Genomic DNA, 12,187 nt, shown 5'->3' with positions numbered 1-12,187 from the left:
AGCCGTTCCTACGCGGGATGCGCGACGAGGACTGAGGAGTGGCAAAGGCAACGGCCGCGCGTGCTGCCTTTTCCGCTGCCGAATCCCAATCACGCATCCCGCCCCTCGATGACCCGCTGCCAGCCCTCCAGCCCCAGCTTCTCCAAGGTCTGGAGATTGCGCTCCACGATCACGTCCGCGTCCGGGAACGCCGCCACCGCGCGTTCCACGCTGTCCTCGCGCAGCAGGTGCAGGGTGGGGTAGGGCGCGCGGTTGCTGTAGTTGCCGATGTCGTCCGGCGCGGTGCCGGCGAACTGGTACTGCGGATGGAAGCTGGCCACCTGCAGGATGCCCTGTAGGTCCAGCGCCTCGACCGCGGCGTCGGCGTTGTCGAGGAAGTCGTTGTAGTCCAGGAAGTCCTGCAGCACGTCCGGGTGCACGATCAGTGTGGTGTCGATCTGCTCGGCCGGGGTGTCGCGCAGCAGCACCAGTTCCTCGGCCAGCTGCTCGAGCAGCGCCTCGGGCGTGCTCGCGTCGCTGAGCACGTAGCGGATCTGCTGCTTGACGTGCACCGCCTTGGCGAAGGGGCACAGGTTCAGGCCGATCACCGCGCGTTCCAGCCATAGGCGGGTCGCGGCGATCGGATCGGCGGCGGGGGCGAGGTCGTTCAAGGCGGTTCCAGCGGGTGGGGGGGCGGGCGGCGATCGGCGACGCGGTGGCGCCGCGCGGGGTCAGTCGCGGAAGTTGTCGAACTGCAGCGGCAGTTCGAAATCGCTCTTCTTCAGCAGCGCGATCACGTCCTGCAGGTCGTCGCGCTTCTTGCCGCTGATGCGCAACTTGTCGCCGTTGATCTGCGCTTCCACCTTGAGCTTGGCGTCCTTGATGGTGGCGACGATCTTCTTGCCCAGCTTCTGCTCGATCCCCTGCTTGACGGTGACCTTCTGCCGCGCGCCGGCCAGGTTGGTCTCCACGTCGCCGAACTCCAGGCAGCGCACGTCGATGCCGCGCGCGATCAGCCGCGCGCGCAGGATGTCGGTCATCTGCTTGAGCTGGAAATCGCTGGGCGCCGACTGGGTGATGACCTGCTCGTCGAGCGCGAAGCTGGCGTCCACGCCCTTGAAGTCGAAGCGGGTCGACAGTTCGCGGTTCGCCTGGTCGATCGCGTTGGTCAGTTCGTGCTTGTCGATCTCGGAGACGACATCGAAGGAAGGCATGGCAATTCCTCGGGGAAAGACCCTCTATCCTACCGATGTCGCCACGGCGGCGCTGTCGGCGCGACCGCGGCGCTGGGCGGGCGAGGGCGATCGCGGCGATAATCGGTGGATGCCCACGTTACGCTCCAACACCGCGGCCGCCGCCTGGATGGTCGCGGCGGTCGCCTTTTTCGCGCTGATGGATGCGGCGATGAAGATGCTGGCCGCGCACTACCCGGCCTTGCAGGTCGCCACGCTGCGCGGCGCCGCCTCGCTGCCGTTCGTGCTGCTGTGGGTGCTGGTCACCGCCGGCCCGCGCTCGATCCTGCCGGTGCGCTGGGGCCTGCATCTGCTGCGCGGCGTGCTCGGCATCGCCATGATCGGCTGCTTCGCCTGGGCGCTGCGCAGCCTGCCGCTGTCCACCGCGTACACGATCTACTTCGTCGCGCCATTGCTGGTGGCGGCGCTGTCGGTGCCGCTGCTCGGCGAATACGTCGGGCAGCGGCGCTGGGCGGCGATCGGCGTCGGCCTGGTCGGCGTGCTGGTGGTGCTGCGCCCGGGCATGAACGGGTTCGTCTCGCTGCCGGGGCTGATGGTGCTGCTGGCGGCCATCGCCTACGCGGTCGCCTCTGTGCTGGTCAGCCTGCTGGCGCGCACCGACACGCCGCAGTCGCTGGTGGTGTGGTTCCTGCTGATCATGGCGCTGGGCGCCGGCGCGCTGGCGTTGCCGGACTGGACCCCGCTGCGCCTGGCCGACGCCGGTTGGATCGCCGGCATGGGCCTGGCCGGGGCGCTGGGCCAGGTGGCGCTGACCCAGGCGTTCCGCCGCGGCGACGCCTCGCTGATCGCCCCCCTGGAGTACAGCGGCCTGATCTGGGTGATCCCCTGGGACTGGCTGCTGTGGCGCAAGCTGCCCGACGCCTGGACCTGGGTGGGCGCGGCGATCATCGTCGCCAGCGGGCTGTACCTGCTGCACCGCGAACGGGTCCGCGCCGCCGTGCGGCCGCCGCCGCAGGCGCACCCGTAGCCGGCTCCGCCGCACGCAGGCGCAGGCGTTAGAATCGAATGGAATAACGGCCGCAACCCCGGCCTGATAGGCTTGCGCCCCCCTTTCCGCTGCCGGTCCCCGCGCGTTGATCCAGTTCGAGCACCTGCACAAGTCCTACTCCGTTGCCGGCCAGGCGGTCGTGGCGTTGCATCCGCTCGACCTGGACATCCGCGCCGGCGAGGTGTTCGGCATCATCGGCCATTCCGGCGCCGGCAAGTCGACCCTGATCCGGCTGATCAACCGGCTCGAAGAGCCCAGCGGCGGACGCCTGCGGATCGACGGCGAGGACGTCACCGCACTGGACCGCGCCGGCCTGCGCGCGCTGCGCCAGCGCATCGGCATGATCTTCCAGCACTTCAACCTGCTGTCCTCGCGCACGGTCGCCGGCAATGTCGCCTTCCCGCTGGAGTTGGCCGGCACGCCGCGCGCGCAGGTCGACGCGCGGGTGGCCGAGTTGCTGGAACGGGTCGGGCTGGCCGCGCACGCCGGCAAGTATCCGGCGCAGTTGTCGGGCGGGCAGAAGCAGCGCGTCGGCATCGCCCGCGCGCTGGCGACCGGGCCGCGGATCCTGCTGTGCGACGAGGCCACCAGCGCGCTGGACCCGCAGACCACCGCCTCGGTGCTGAGCCTGCTGGCGCAGATCAACCGCGAGCTGGGGCTGACCATCGTGCTGATCACCCACGAGATGGAAGTGATCCGCCGCGTCTGCGACCGCGTGGCGGTGCTCGACGCCGGGCACCTGGTCGAGAGCGGGCCGGTCACCGAGGTGTTCCTGCATCCGCGGCATCCGACCACCAGGCGCTTCGTCTCCGAGGCCGAACACGTGGACGAGGGCGAGCTGCACCGCGACCTCACCGCGGTGGACGGGCGCATCCTGCGCCTGACCTTCCTCGGCACCGACACCTACGCGCCGCTGCTCGGGCGCATCGCGCGCGCGACCGCGGTGGACTACAACATCCTGTCCGGGCGCATCGACCGGATCAAGGACACCCCGTACGGCCAGTTGACCGTGGCCCTGGTCGACGGCGACCTGGACGCGGCCCAGGCCGCCTTCGTCGCCGCCGGCGTGCACGTGGAGGAACTGCGCCGATGATGCCCTTCGCCACCGCCGCCAGCGGCTTCTTCCGCAATCTCGACGCCGGCAAGTGGAGCGAGATCGGCCGCGCCACCGTGGACACGCTGCTGATGCTCGGCGGCTCGCTGCCGCTGACCCTGCTGATCGGCCTGCCGCTGGGCGTGCTGCTGTTCCTCACCGGTCCCCGCCAGACCCACCAGAAGCCGCTGCTCTACGGCGGCCTGGCGCTGGTCATCAACGTGTTGCGCTCGGTGCCCTTCATCATCCTGATGATCGCGATGATCCCGCTGACGCTGTGGGCGATGGGCACCTCGCTGGGCGTGCGCGGCGCGATCCTGCCGCTGGTGGTGGGGGCGGCGCCGTTCTACGCGCGGCTGGTGGAAACCGCGCTGCGCGAAGTGGACCGCGGCGTGGTCGAGGCCAGCCTGGCGATGGGCGCGACCACCTGGCAACTGGTGACGCGGGTGCTGCTGCCGGAGGCGCGGCCGGGCCTGATCGCCGGCGCCACGGTGACCACCATCGCCCTGATCGGCTTCACCGCGATGGGCGGCGCGATCGGCTCCGGCGGCCTCGGCGACCTGGCCTACCGCGACGGCTACCAGCGCTCGCATGCCGACGTGGCGCTGGTGACGGTGGTGATCCTGCTGCTGCTGGTGCAGGCGCTGCAGATGCTCGGCGACCGCCTGGTCGCCTACTACAGCCGGCGCTGAGCCGCAGCGCCCTCCCGCGCTCTCCTGTAGGAGCGGCTTCAGCCGCGACCGGGCCTTCCCGGTGAAGCGGTCGCGGCTGAAGCCGCTCCTACAGGAGGCGATTCGCGGGCCTTTCGCCGCACGACGCGGCCGGGTCTGCTAGCTTGCCCGCAGCGCCGCCCGCTGCCCCTCTTCCCCACGTTCGCGGATTTCCTGCCATGACCAAGCTCCCGCTTCGCCTGCTGTTCGCCACCGCCGTGCTGGCCCTGGCCGCCTGCGGCAAGTCCACCTCCGGCGCCGATCCGGCGCGCCTGAGCGTCGCCGCCACCGCGGTGCCGCATGCCGAGATCCTGGAGGTGGTCAAGCCGCTTCTGGAGAAACAGGGCGTGACCCTGGACGTGCGCGTGTTCAACGATTACGTGCAGCCCAACGACCAGGTGGTGCAGAAGCAGATCGACGTGAACTACTTCCAGACCGAGCCGTACCTGGACGCCTACAACCGCGATCGCAAGAGCAACCTGGTCACCGTGGTCGGCGTGCACATCGAGCCGTTCGGCGCCTACTCGCGCCGCTTCAAATCGCTGGACGCGCTGCCGCAGGGCGCCGACGTGGTGATCCCCAACGACCCCAGCAACAACAGCCGCGCGCTGATCCTGCTGGACAAGGCCGGGGTCATCAAGCTCAAGGATCCGAGCAACGCGCTGTCCACCCAGCGCGACATCGTCGCCAACCCCAAGCAGCTGAAGTTCCGCGAACTGGATTCGGCGATGCTGCCGCGGGTGCTGGATCAGGTCGACCTGGCGCTGATCAACACCAACTACGCGCTGGATGCCGGGCTCAACCCGACCCGCGACGCGCTGGCGATCGAGAGCAAGGACTCGCCGTACGTGAACTTCCTGGTGGCGCGCGCCGACAACAAGGACGATCCGCGCGTGCAGAAGCTGGCCAAGGCGCTGACCAGTCCGGAGGTCAAGGCCTTCATCGAGCGCAAGTATCAGGGCGCGGTGTTGCCGGCGTTCTGAGCGGAGCCGCCGATGCCGTTGCTGCTCGTCATCCCGCTGGCGATCGTGATCGCGCTGGCGGTGACCGCTGTGCTGCTGCCGCTGTCGTTGCTGCAGCGCTTCCGCTACGGCACCTCGCGGCGCCAGGCGCGGGCCTGGCTGGCCGGCGTGCAGTTCTGGTCGGCGCTGCTGTCCAGCGTCCTGCTGCTCGGCTTCGCCGCGATCGCCGCGCACTGGTGGCCCAATGCCGCGGCGTACGCCTGCCTGGGCTGGATCGCGGGGCTGGCGTTGGGGGCGTTGGGCATCGCCTTGAGCCGCTTCGAGCCGCTGCCGCAGGGGCTGTTCTACACCCCGAACCTGTGGCTGGTGCTGGCGATGACGGCGCTGGTGGTGGCGCGGATCGGCGCCGGCGTGGTGCAGGGCTGGCGCAGCGTGGCGCAGGACGCGGCCTGGCCGGCGCAGGGATGGATGAGCCATGCCAGCCTGCTGGCCGCCGCCGCCTTGCTGCTCGGCTACGCCTGCGCCTATGCGTGGCTGCTGCGGCGTCGCGTACGCCGCTTCGATCGCCATCGCGGCTACGACCGCTCGCCGCACTGAGCGCCGCGCCACGAGGTGCGCACGCAAAAACAAACGGGCCCGATCGGGCCCGTTTGCGTGTGTCGCGTCGCAGATGCGCTTAGAAGCGCGCGCCGATACCGAAGCTGACCAGCCACGGATCCAGCTTCAGGTCCTGGCCGGTGCCTTCGCCGGCCACCTTCAGCTCCGGACGCGAGTGCATGTAGCGCGCGTCGGCGCGGGCGAACCAGGTGGAGTTGATGTTCATGTCCACGCCGACGGTGCCCATCGCGCCCTTGGCGGTGTCCAGACCGATGTGCTGGTCGCTGCCCAGGCCGTCGAGCTTCTCGTTGCTGAAGTTGGACTCGTAGTAGCCGACGCCGACGAACGGACGGAACACGTTGTCCGCCTGGCCGAAGTGGTACTGACCGCTCAGCGCGATCGGCTGCTGTTCGACGGTGCCGACCTTGCCGATGCCGTCGGCCTTGACGCGGTGGTTGAACTTGTCGGCAGCGCCCCACAGTTCGACCGCCCAGTTGTCGTTGATCAGCCAGCTGGCGCTGATGGTCGGCGCCGGGCCGCCGTCGACGTCGAGGCCGTTGGCCGGCTTGGAATGGGGGTCGAGCAGGGTCGCGCTGCCGACGACGGAAAAGCGCTTGCCGGATGCGGTATCGCCATCCTGCGCGAACGCGGCGGGCGCGAACGCAAGGGCGGAAACGACAGCCAGGCTCAGCATTTGAATGGACCGCATGGGGAATCTCCTCAGTCTTTTCTTGTGGGGCCACCGGAGTGGGCGCGCACACCGTATCGATGAGAAGATGAATCGACGCCGACCCCGGCCGAGCGAATGCAGCGCATGTTCAGGCATGCGCCGCCGAGGCCCGAAATAACGAGGTTTTAAGAGTTGCCGACATTCATCCGCGTGCGTGCGTCGTGACGATGCAGGACGTGCTGCATGGCCTGCCCGCGCAGATACGCGACGATTGCCGGGTGCTGATCCTCGGCTCGATGCCCGGTGCGCAGTCCCTGCAAGAGGCGCGCTACTACGCGCATCCGCGCAATCGCTTCTGGCCGCTGCTGGGCGCGCTGTGCGGCGTGGATCCGCAGTTGGACTACGCGGCGCGGTTGCAGGCCATTCAGGCCTGCGGCGTCGGCCTGTGGGACGTGATCGGCCAGTGCCGGCGCCGCGGCAGCCTGGATGCGGCGATCGTGCGCGGCAGCGAAGTGCCCAATCCCTTGCCCGACTACATCGCGCGCCTGCCGCGGTTGCGCGCGATCGCCTGCAACGGCGCCGCCGCGGCGCAGGCGTTCGCGCGCTTCGTGCAGCCGCAGTTGCCCTCGCGCGTGCCGCCGCTGACGGTGCTGGCGCTGCCCTCGACCAGTCCGGCCAACGCCGCGTGTTCGCTGCCGCGGCTGCAGGCGGCATGGGCGCCGCTGCAGGCCTGGCTCATGCCGGCGTCGCGCCCGCCGGCATCGTAGCGGCGTCAATGCAGTGCGCGCGGCGCCGGCGCACGCAGCCGCAGCCACACGGTCTGCACCAGCAGCACCGCCGCCAGCGCCAGCGCGATCCAGGCGGCGCTGCGCGCCCCGTCCAGTCCGCTGCCGGCCTGTTTGACGTAGACCGCCAGCAGCGCCCATGCCGCCGCCGCCACATACGCCAGGTTGCCGCGCATGGCCTGGTTCAGGCCGAGCAGCAGGGCGGCGGCGAGTGCGAACAGCACCAGGCTCCACGGCAGCATGTGCGTGGTGGACAGCCAGCGGAAGGCGACGATCACCTGCGCGGTGTTCAGGAACGCGGCCAGCGACAGCCAGCCGGCATGCAGCGACAGCGGCAACCACGCCCACAGCGCCTGCCATGGCTCGGCATGCCGGTCGCGCGACAGGCGCAGCGCGGCCAGCGCCAGGCAGGCCAGCGCCGCCCAGATCACCGCCAGCGCCAATAGGAAGTGTTGTTGCGAGAACACCGGCATCCACAGCGCGGTGAGGCCGAAGCCCAGCGCCGCCGGCAGCCGCACCCGCGCCAGCGCGCTGCCGCGCCGGCGCCGCGGCGAGGCCTGCCACAGGCCGAAGGCCACATCGAGCAGGAAGATCACGCCCCAGATCGCGAAGGCGTAGCCGGCCGCGACGATCAGGGTGGGGTAGCGATCGGAGATCGCGCCGTTGGTCGGGCCGAACGCGCCGCGCTGCGCGAACCAGGCGACCAGCGGCATCGCCAGCGACATCAACAGCACGAACACACGCATGGCGGCACTCCGGTCGGGTGCGCGCATGTTAGGCGCCCGTCCGTGAAGCGCGCGCGCCGCCGCGGGCGGCGAACAATGCGCCGGCGTACAGTCCGCCGCGGATGCCGCGCGCGACCGCGTTGCGGCGCCTGCAGCGCGGCCACGCCGGGTTTTTTCCCGGTAAAGGTTGGCGCTGCGGCTGCGGGCCGCCACAATAGGGGTTTCCCCCCTCATCAGTTGCCGGAGTTCCCCGCATGGCCGAAATCAAGGAAGCACTTGTCCCCGATATCGGTGACTACAGCGACGTCCCGGTAATCGAAGTGCTGGTGGCCGTCGGCGACACGGTGAAGAAGGACCAGAGCCTGGTCACCCTGGAGTCGGACAAGGCGACGATGGAAGTGCCGTCGCCGTTCGCCGGCGTGGTCAAGGAGGTCAAGGTCAAGGTCGGCGACAGCCTGTCCGAGGGCAAGGTGGTGGCGCTGATCGAAGTAGCCGAGGTTGGCGCCAGTGCCGCCGCCGCGCCGGCGGCCGCCAAAGCCACGCCCGCCCCGGCCCAGCAGGCCGCGCCGGCGGCCCCCGCGCAGAACGCGGTCAAGCCGGCGCCGGCCGCTGCCGCTGCCACCGGCGTGGTCGAGGCGCGGGTGCCGGACATCGGCGACTACAGCGACGTGCCGGTGATCGAGGTGCTGGTCGCGGTCGGCGACACGGTGAAGAAGGACCAGAGCCTGGTCACCCTGGAGTCGGACAAGGCGACGATGGAAGTGCCCGCGTCGGTGGCCGGCGTGGTCAAGGAACTCAAGGTCAAGGTCGGCGACAGCCTGTCCGAGGGCAAGGTGGTGGCGCTGATCGAAGTGGCCGGCAGCGATGCCGACGCGCCGTCCGCGGTCGCGCCCAGCGCCGAGACCGGCGGCGGCGTGGAGCCGGTGCCGGCCTCGTCGGCGCCTGACAAGCTGGCCCAGCGCGAGATCGCGCAGGTGCAGGCGACGGCGCCGGCCAAGGCGGCCGCGCCGTCCGCTACCCAGAGCAGCCCGCCGGTGGAGTTCAACGCCGACAGCGTGCTGCCGCAGAAGGTGCCCTACGCCAGCCCGGCGGTGCGCGTGTTCGCGCGCGAGCTGGGCGTGGACCTGTTCCAGGTCGGCGGCTCCGAGCAGGGCGGGCGCATCACCAAGGACGACGTGCAGCGCTACGTCAAGGCCGCGCTGTCCGGCGCCGCGCCGGCGGCGGCAGGTGCCGCGCCCGCCGCCGGCGGCAACGGCCTGAACCTGCTGCCTTGGCCGAAGGTGGACTTCGCCAAGTTCGGCGAGGTCGAGGTCAAGCCGCTGTCGCGGATCAAGAAGATCTCCGGCGCCAACCTGGCGCGCAACTGGGCGATGATCCCGCACGTCACCCAGTTCGAGCAGGCCGACATCACCGAGCTGGAAGCCCTGCGCGTGGCGCTGAACAAGGAGAACGAGAAGGCCGGCATCAAGCTGACCATGCTCGCCTTCCTGCTCAAGGCCAGCGCCGCGGCGCTGAAGCAGTTCCCCGACTTCAACGCCTCGCTGGACGCGGCCGGCGAGAACCTGACCCTGAAGAAGTACTTCCACATCGGCTTCGCCGCCGACACCCCGAACGGGCTGGTGGTGCCGGTGATCCGCGACGTGGACAAGAAGGGCGTGGTCGAGCTGGCGCGCGAGAGCGGCGAACTGGCCAAGAAGGCACGCGACGGCAAGCTCGGCCCGGCCGAGATGAGCGGCGGCTGCTTCTCGATCAGCTCGCTCGGCGGCATCGGCGGCACCGCCTTCACTCCGATCGTCAATGCGCCGGAAGTGGCGATCCTGGGCGTGTCCAAGTCGTCGATCCAGCCGGTCTGGAACGGCAAGGAATTCGCGCCCAAGCTCATGCTGCCGCTGTCGCTGAGCTACGACCACCGCGTCATCGACGGTGCCGCCGCCGCGCGCTTCACCACCTACCTGAGCCAGGTGCTGGCGGACATGCGCCGCGTGCTGCTGTAAGTCCTGCCGCGACGGCGCCGCGCCTGGCGCGGCCCGTGTTTCCCCCACCTGCGTGCGCCGCGTCCATCGCGGCGCCGCCGTAGAACTGCAATCGCCCGCCGGCGCGCCGGCCGGGCCACAGGAGAAGCTGCATGGCGGTCATTGAGGTCAAGGTCCCGGATATCGGCGACTACAGCGACGTTCCGGTCATCGAGGTGCTGGTCGCCGTCGGCGACACGGTCAAGAAGGACCAGGGCCTGGTGACGCTGGAGTCGGACAAGGCCACGCTGGAGGTGCCGTCCGCGGCGGCCGGCGTGATCAAGGAGCTGAGGGTCAAGCTCGGCGACACGTTGTCCGAGGGCGCGGTGATCGCGCTGCTGGAAACCGCCGACGCCGCTGCGGGTGCCACGCCGGCCGCCGCGCCGGCGCCGGCCAAGGCCGAGGCGCCGGCCAGCAAGCCGCCGGTGGCGCCGTCGCACCGCGCGCCGGCCGAGCCGCCGGCGCCCAAGCCGGCGCTGGCCAGCGGCAAGCCGGCCGACATCGAGTGCAAGATGGTGGTGCTCGGCGCCGGCCCCGGCGGCTACACCGCCGCGTTCCGCGCCGCCGACCTGGGCCTGGACACGGTGCTGATCGAGCGCTACGCCAGCCTCGGCGGCGTCTGCCTCAACGTCGGCTGCATTCCCTCCAAGGCGCTGCTGCACGCGGCCGCGGTGATCGACGAGGTCGCCCACGCCGGCGACTTCGGCGTGGACTTCGGCAAGCCCAAGATCACCCTGGACAAGCTGCGCGAGTACAAGGAGAAGGTGGTCGGCAAGCTCACCGGCGGCCTGGCCAGCATGGCCAAGCAGCGCAAGGTGCGCACCGTCACCGGCGTGGCGTCGTTCGTGTCGCCGAACGAACTGGAGATCGTCGGTGCCGACGGCAAGACCCAGTTGCTGCGCTTCGAGCACTGCATCATCGCCGCCGGCTCGCAGGCGGTGAAGCTGCCGAACTTCCCGTGGGACGACAAGCGGGTGATGGACTCCACCGACGCGCTGGAACTGCAGGAGATTCCCAAGACCCTGCTGGTGGTCGGCGGCGGCATCATCGGCCTGGAAATGGCCACCGTGTACAGCGCGCTGGGCAGCAAGGTCACCGTGGTCGAGTTCATGGATCAGCTGATGCCGGGCGCCGACAAGGACCTGGTCAAGCCGCTGGCCGATCGCCTGAAGAAGCAGGGCGTGGACGTCCATCTCAAGACCAAGGCGGCCGAGGTCAAGGCCGACAAGAAGGGCATCACCGTGTCCTTCGAGGCCGCCACCGCGGGCGAGACGCCGGCGCTGGCCGCCACCACCTACGACCGCGTGCTGGTCGCGGTGGGGCGCGCGCCCAACGGCAAGAAGATCGGCGCCGACAAGGCCGGGGTCAACGTCACCGAGCGCGGCTTCATCCCGGTCGATCGGCAGATGCGCACCAACGTGCCGCACATCTTCGCCATCGGCGACATCGTCGGTAACCCGATGCTGGCGCACAAGGCCACCCACGAGGGCAAGCTGGCGGCCGAAGTGGCGGCGGGCGAGAAGAAGGAATGGGTGGCGCGGGTGATCCCGTCGGTGGCCTACACCAACCCGGAAATCGCCTGGGTCGGCGTCACCGAGACCGAGGCCAAGGCCAAGGGCCTGAAGGTCGGCGTGGCCAAGTTCCCGTGGGCGGCCAGCGGCCGCGCCATCGGCATCGGCCGCACCGAGGGCTTCACCAAGCTGATCTTCGACGAGGAGACGCACCGGGTCATCGGTGGCGCCATCGTCGGCGTGCACGCCGGCGACCTGCTGGCGGAGATCGGCCTGGCGATCGAGATGGGCGCCGAGGCCGAGGACATCGGCCACACCATCCACGCGCACCCGACCCTCAGCGAGTCGGTCGGCATGAGCGCCGAGATCTACGACGGCACCATCACCGACCTGTACATCCCGAAGAAGAAGTAGGCGCCACGCGCCGCCTGGCGCGCGCCGACGACGCCCCGTTCGCGGGGCGTCGTCGCGTCTGCGCGGCGACGTTGCCACGCTGGCGGAGCATGCGATGCAGCGACCGTTATGTCCCGAACTGCAGGCCTTGCTGGAGCGCGAGCTCGGTGCCGGCAACCGCATGCACGAGCCGCCGCGCCTGACCGACTGGCCCCATCCGGGTTCGGTGTTCGTCGCCTTGAAGTACGACTTGCGCAGTGGCGTCGCCGGCCTGCCGGCGGCGGTGAGCCATGCGGTATGCCGCGATGCGCACTACGGCTGGCACGACGAGTGCTATTGCGAGACGCACAGGCACCTGCTGGTGGCGGGCGCGACCAAGCCACCGTGAACGTCGTGCCGGCGCAACCGCGCCGCAGCGCGGCCTCGTGGTCGCCCTCGATGCGGCACCGCGCCAGCGCACCCTCCCAAACGACAGAACCCCGCATCGCTGCGGGGTTCTGTCCGTATCG

The 12,187-nt window shown here is 70.2% G+C and carries 13 protein-coding genes; 9 read left to right on the top strand and 4 right to left on the bottom strand.

Annotated features, from left to right (window positions below):
• Positions 1-89: 89 nt before the first annotated feature.
• Both AB3X07_RS19750 and AB3X07_RS19745 read right to left on the bottom strand, forming a co-directional pair.
• Positions 90-650: a DUF1415 domain-containing protein gene (locus tag AB3X07_RS19750; protein WP_369940524.1), complete on the bottom strand. Its 561-nt coding sequence runs from the start codon at positions 648-650 to the stop codon at positions 90-92.
• A 60-nt stretch (positions 651-710) separates the two neighbouring features.
• Positions 711-1,193: a YajQ family cyclic di-GMP-binding protein gene (locus AB3X07_RS19745; RefSeq protein WP_369940523.1), complete on the bottom strand. Its 483-nt coding sequence runs from the start codon at positions 1,191-1,193 to the stop codon at positions 711-713.
• A 109-nt stretch (positions 1,194-1,302) separates the two neighbouring features.
• On the opposite strand from AB3X07_RS19745, the gene AB3X07_RS19740 reads away from it, so the two are divergent.
• From AB3X07_RS19740 to AB3X07_RS19720, 5 genes are all read left to right on the top strand, one after another.
• Positions 1,303-2,199 carry a DMT family transporter gene (locus AB3X07_RS19740; protein ID WP_369940522.1) on the top strand — a complete coding sequence of 299 codons (897 nt, stop codon included), beginning with the start codon at positions 1,303-1,305 and terminating at the stop codon, positions 2,197-2,199.
• 106 nt (positions 2,200-2,305) lie between these two features.
• The gene (locus AB3X07_RS19735) at positions 2,306-3,313 is read left to right on the top strand and encodes a methionine ABC transporter ATP-binding protein (protein WP_369940521.1); all 1,008 of its coding nucleotides are present in this window, start codon (positions 2,306-2,308) and stop codon (positions 3,311-3,313) included.
• Entirely contained in the window at positions 3,310-4,005 is a 696-nt protein-coding gene (locus tag AB3X07_RS19730) for a methionine ABC transporter permease (RefSeq protein ID WP_369940520.1), read from the top strand. The genes AB3X07_RS19735 and AB3X07_RS19730 overlap by 4 nt, the downstream gene beginning before the upstream one ends.
• A gap of 197 nt (positions 4,006-4,202) precedes the next feature.
• Positions 4,203-5,006: a MetQ/NlpA family ABC transporter substrate-binding protein gene (locus AB3X07_RS19725; protein WP_369940519.1), complete on the top strand. Its 804-nt coding sequence runs from the start codon at positions 4,203-4,205 to the stop codon at positions 5,004-5,006.
• 12 nt (positions 5,007-5,018) lie between these two features.
• Positions 5,019-5,582, top strand: coding sequence for a DUF1453 domain-containing protein (locus AB3X07_RS19720; protein ID WP_369940517.1), 564 nt, complete (start codon positions 5,019-5,021; stop codon positions 5,580-5,582).
• A 79-nt stretch (positions 5,583-5,661) separates the two neighbouring features.
• On the opposite strand, the gene AB3X07_RS19715 is transcribed toward AB3X07_RS19720, so the two are convergent.
• Positions 5,662-6,291: an OmpW/AlkL family protein gene (locus AB3X07_RS19715; RefSeq protein WP_369940516.1), complete on the bottom strand. Its 630-nt coding sequence runs from the start codon at positions 6,289-6,291 to the stop codon at positions 5,662-5,664.
• A gap of 188 nt (positions 6,292-6,479) precedes the next feature.
• On the opposite strand from AB3X07_RS19715, the gene AB3X07_RS19710 reads away from it, so the two are divergent.
• Positions 6,480-7,019 (top strand): DNA-deoxyinosine glycosylase, encoded by a 540-nt coding sequence (locus tag AB3X07_RS19710; protein WP_369944820.1) that lies wholly within the window; start codon positions 6,480-6,482, stop codon positions 7,017-7,019.
• Positions 7,020-7,024: 5 nt separating this feature from the next.
• On the opposite strand, the gene AB3X07_RS19705 is transcribed toward AB3X07_RS19710, so the two are convergent.
• The gene (locus AB3X07_RS19705; RefSeq protein WP_369940515.1) at positions 7,025-7,783 is read right to left on the bottom strand and encodes a hypothetical protein; all 759 of its coding nucleotides are present in this window, start codon (positions 7,781-7,783) and stop codon (positions 7,025-7,027) included.
• A gap of 233 nt (positions 7,784-8,016) precedes the next feature.
• Here AB3X07_RS19705 and aceF point away from each other — a divergent pair, with 233 nt between their 5' ends.
• The 3 genes from aceF (at position 8,017) to AB3X07_RS19690 (ending at position 12,066) form a co-directional block, all read left to right on the top strand.
• Positions 8,017-9,756: a dihydrolipoyllysine-residue acetyltransferase gene (gene aceF / locus AB3X07_RS19700; protein ID WP_369940513.1), complete on the top strand. Its 1,740-nt coding sequence runs from the start codon at positions 8,017-8,019 to the stop codon at positions 9,754-9,756.
• A gap of 131 nt (positions 9,757-9,887) precedes the next feature.
• Entirely contained in the window at positions 9,888-11,699 is a 1,812-nt protein-coding gene (gene lpdA, locus AB3X07_RS19695) for a dihydrolipoyl dehydrogenase (protein ID WP_369940512.1), read from the top strand.
• A gap of 94 nt (positions 11,700-11,793) precedes the next feature.
• Positions 11,794-12,066, top strand: coding sequence for a hypothetical protein (locus AB3X07_RS19690; RefSeq protein ID WP_369940511.1), 273 nt, complete (start codon positions 11,794-11,796; stop codon positions 12,064-12,066).
• The last annotated feature ends 121 nt before the right edge of the window (positions 12,067-12,187 follow it).

This window comes from Xanthomonas sp. DAR 35659 (assembly GCF_041242975.1).
Classification (GTDB): domain Bacteria; phylum Pseudomonadota; class Gammaproteobacteria; order Xanthomonadales; family Xanthomonadaceae; genus Xanthomonas_A; species Xanthomonas_A medicagonis.
Note: the sequence above shows the minus strand (reverse complement) of the source record. Positions and strands in the feature narration are given on the sequence as shown.

Coding starts and splice junctions, on each gene's coding strand:
- AB3X07_RS19745 (WP_369940523.1), bottom strand. CDS start 1,193: ATGCCTTCCTTCGATGTCGTCTCCGAGATCGACAAGCACGAACTGACC.
- AB3X07_RS19740 (WP_369940522.1), top strand. CDS start 1,303: ATGCCCACGTTACGCTCCAACACCGCGGCCGCCGCCTGGATGGTCGCG.
- AB3X07_RS19730 (WP_369940520.1), top strand. CDS start 3,310: ATGATGCCCTTCGCCACCGCCGCCAGCGGCTTCTTCCGCAATCTCGAC.
- AB3X07_RS19725 (WP_369940519.1), top strand. CDS start 4,203: ATGACCAAGCTCCCGCTTCGCCTGCTGTTCGCCACCGCCGTGCTGGCC.
- AB3X07_RS19720 (WP_369940517.1), top strand. CDS start 5,019: ATGCCGTTGCTGCTCGTCATCCCGCTGGCGATCGTGATCGCGCTGGCG.
- AB3X07_RS19715 (WP_369940516.1), bottom strand. CDS start 6,291: ATGCGGTCCATTCAAATGCTGAGCCTGGCTGTCGTTTCCGCCCTTGCG.
- AB3X07_RS19710 (WP_369944820.1), top strand. CDS start 6,480: ATGCAGGACGTGCTGCATGGCCTGCCCGCGCAGATACGCGACGATTGC.
- AB3X07_RS19705 (WP_369940515.1), bottom strand. CDS start 7,783: ATGCGTGTGTTCGTGCTGTTGATGTCGCTGGCGATGCCGCTGGTCGCC.
- aceF (WP_369940513.1), top strand. CDS start 8,017: ATGGCCGAAATCAAGGAAGCACTTGTCCCCGATATCGGTGACTACAGC.
- lpdA (WP_369940512.1), top strand. CDS start 9,888: ATGGCGGTCATTGAGGTCAAGGTCCCGGATATCGGCGACTACAGCGAC.
- AB3X07_RS19690 (WP_369940511.1), top strand. CDS start 11,794: ATGCAGCGACCGTTATGTCCCGAACTGCAGGCCTTGCTGGAGCGCGAG.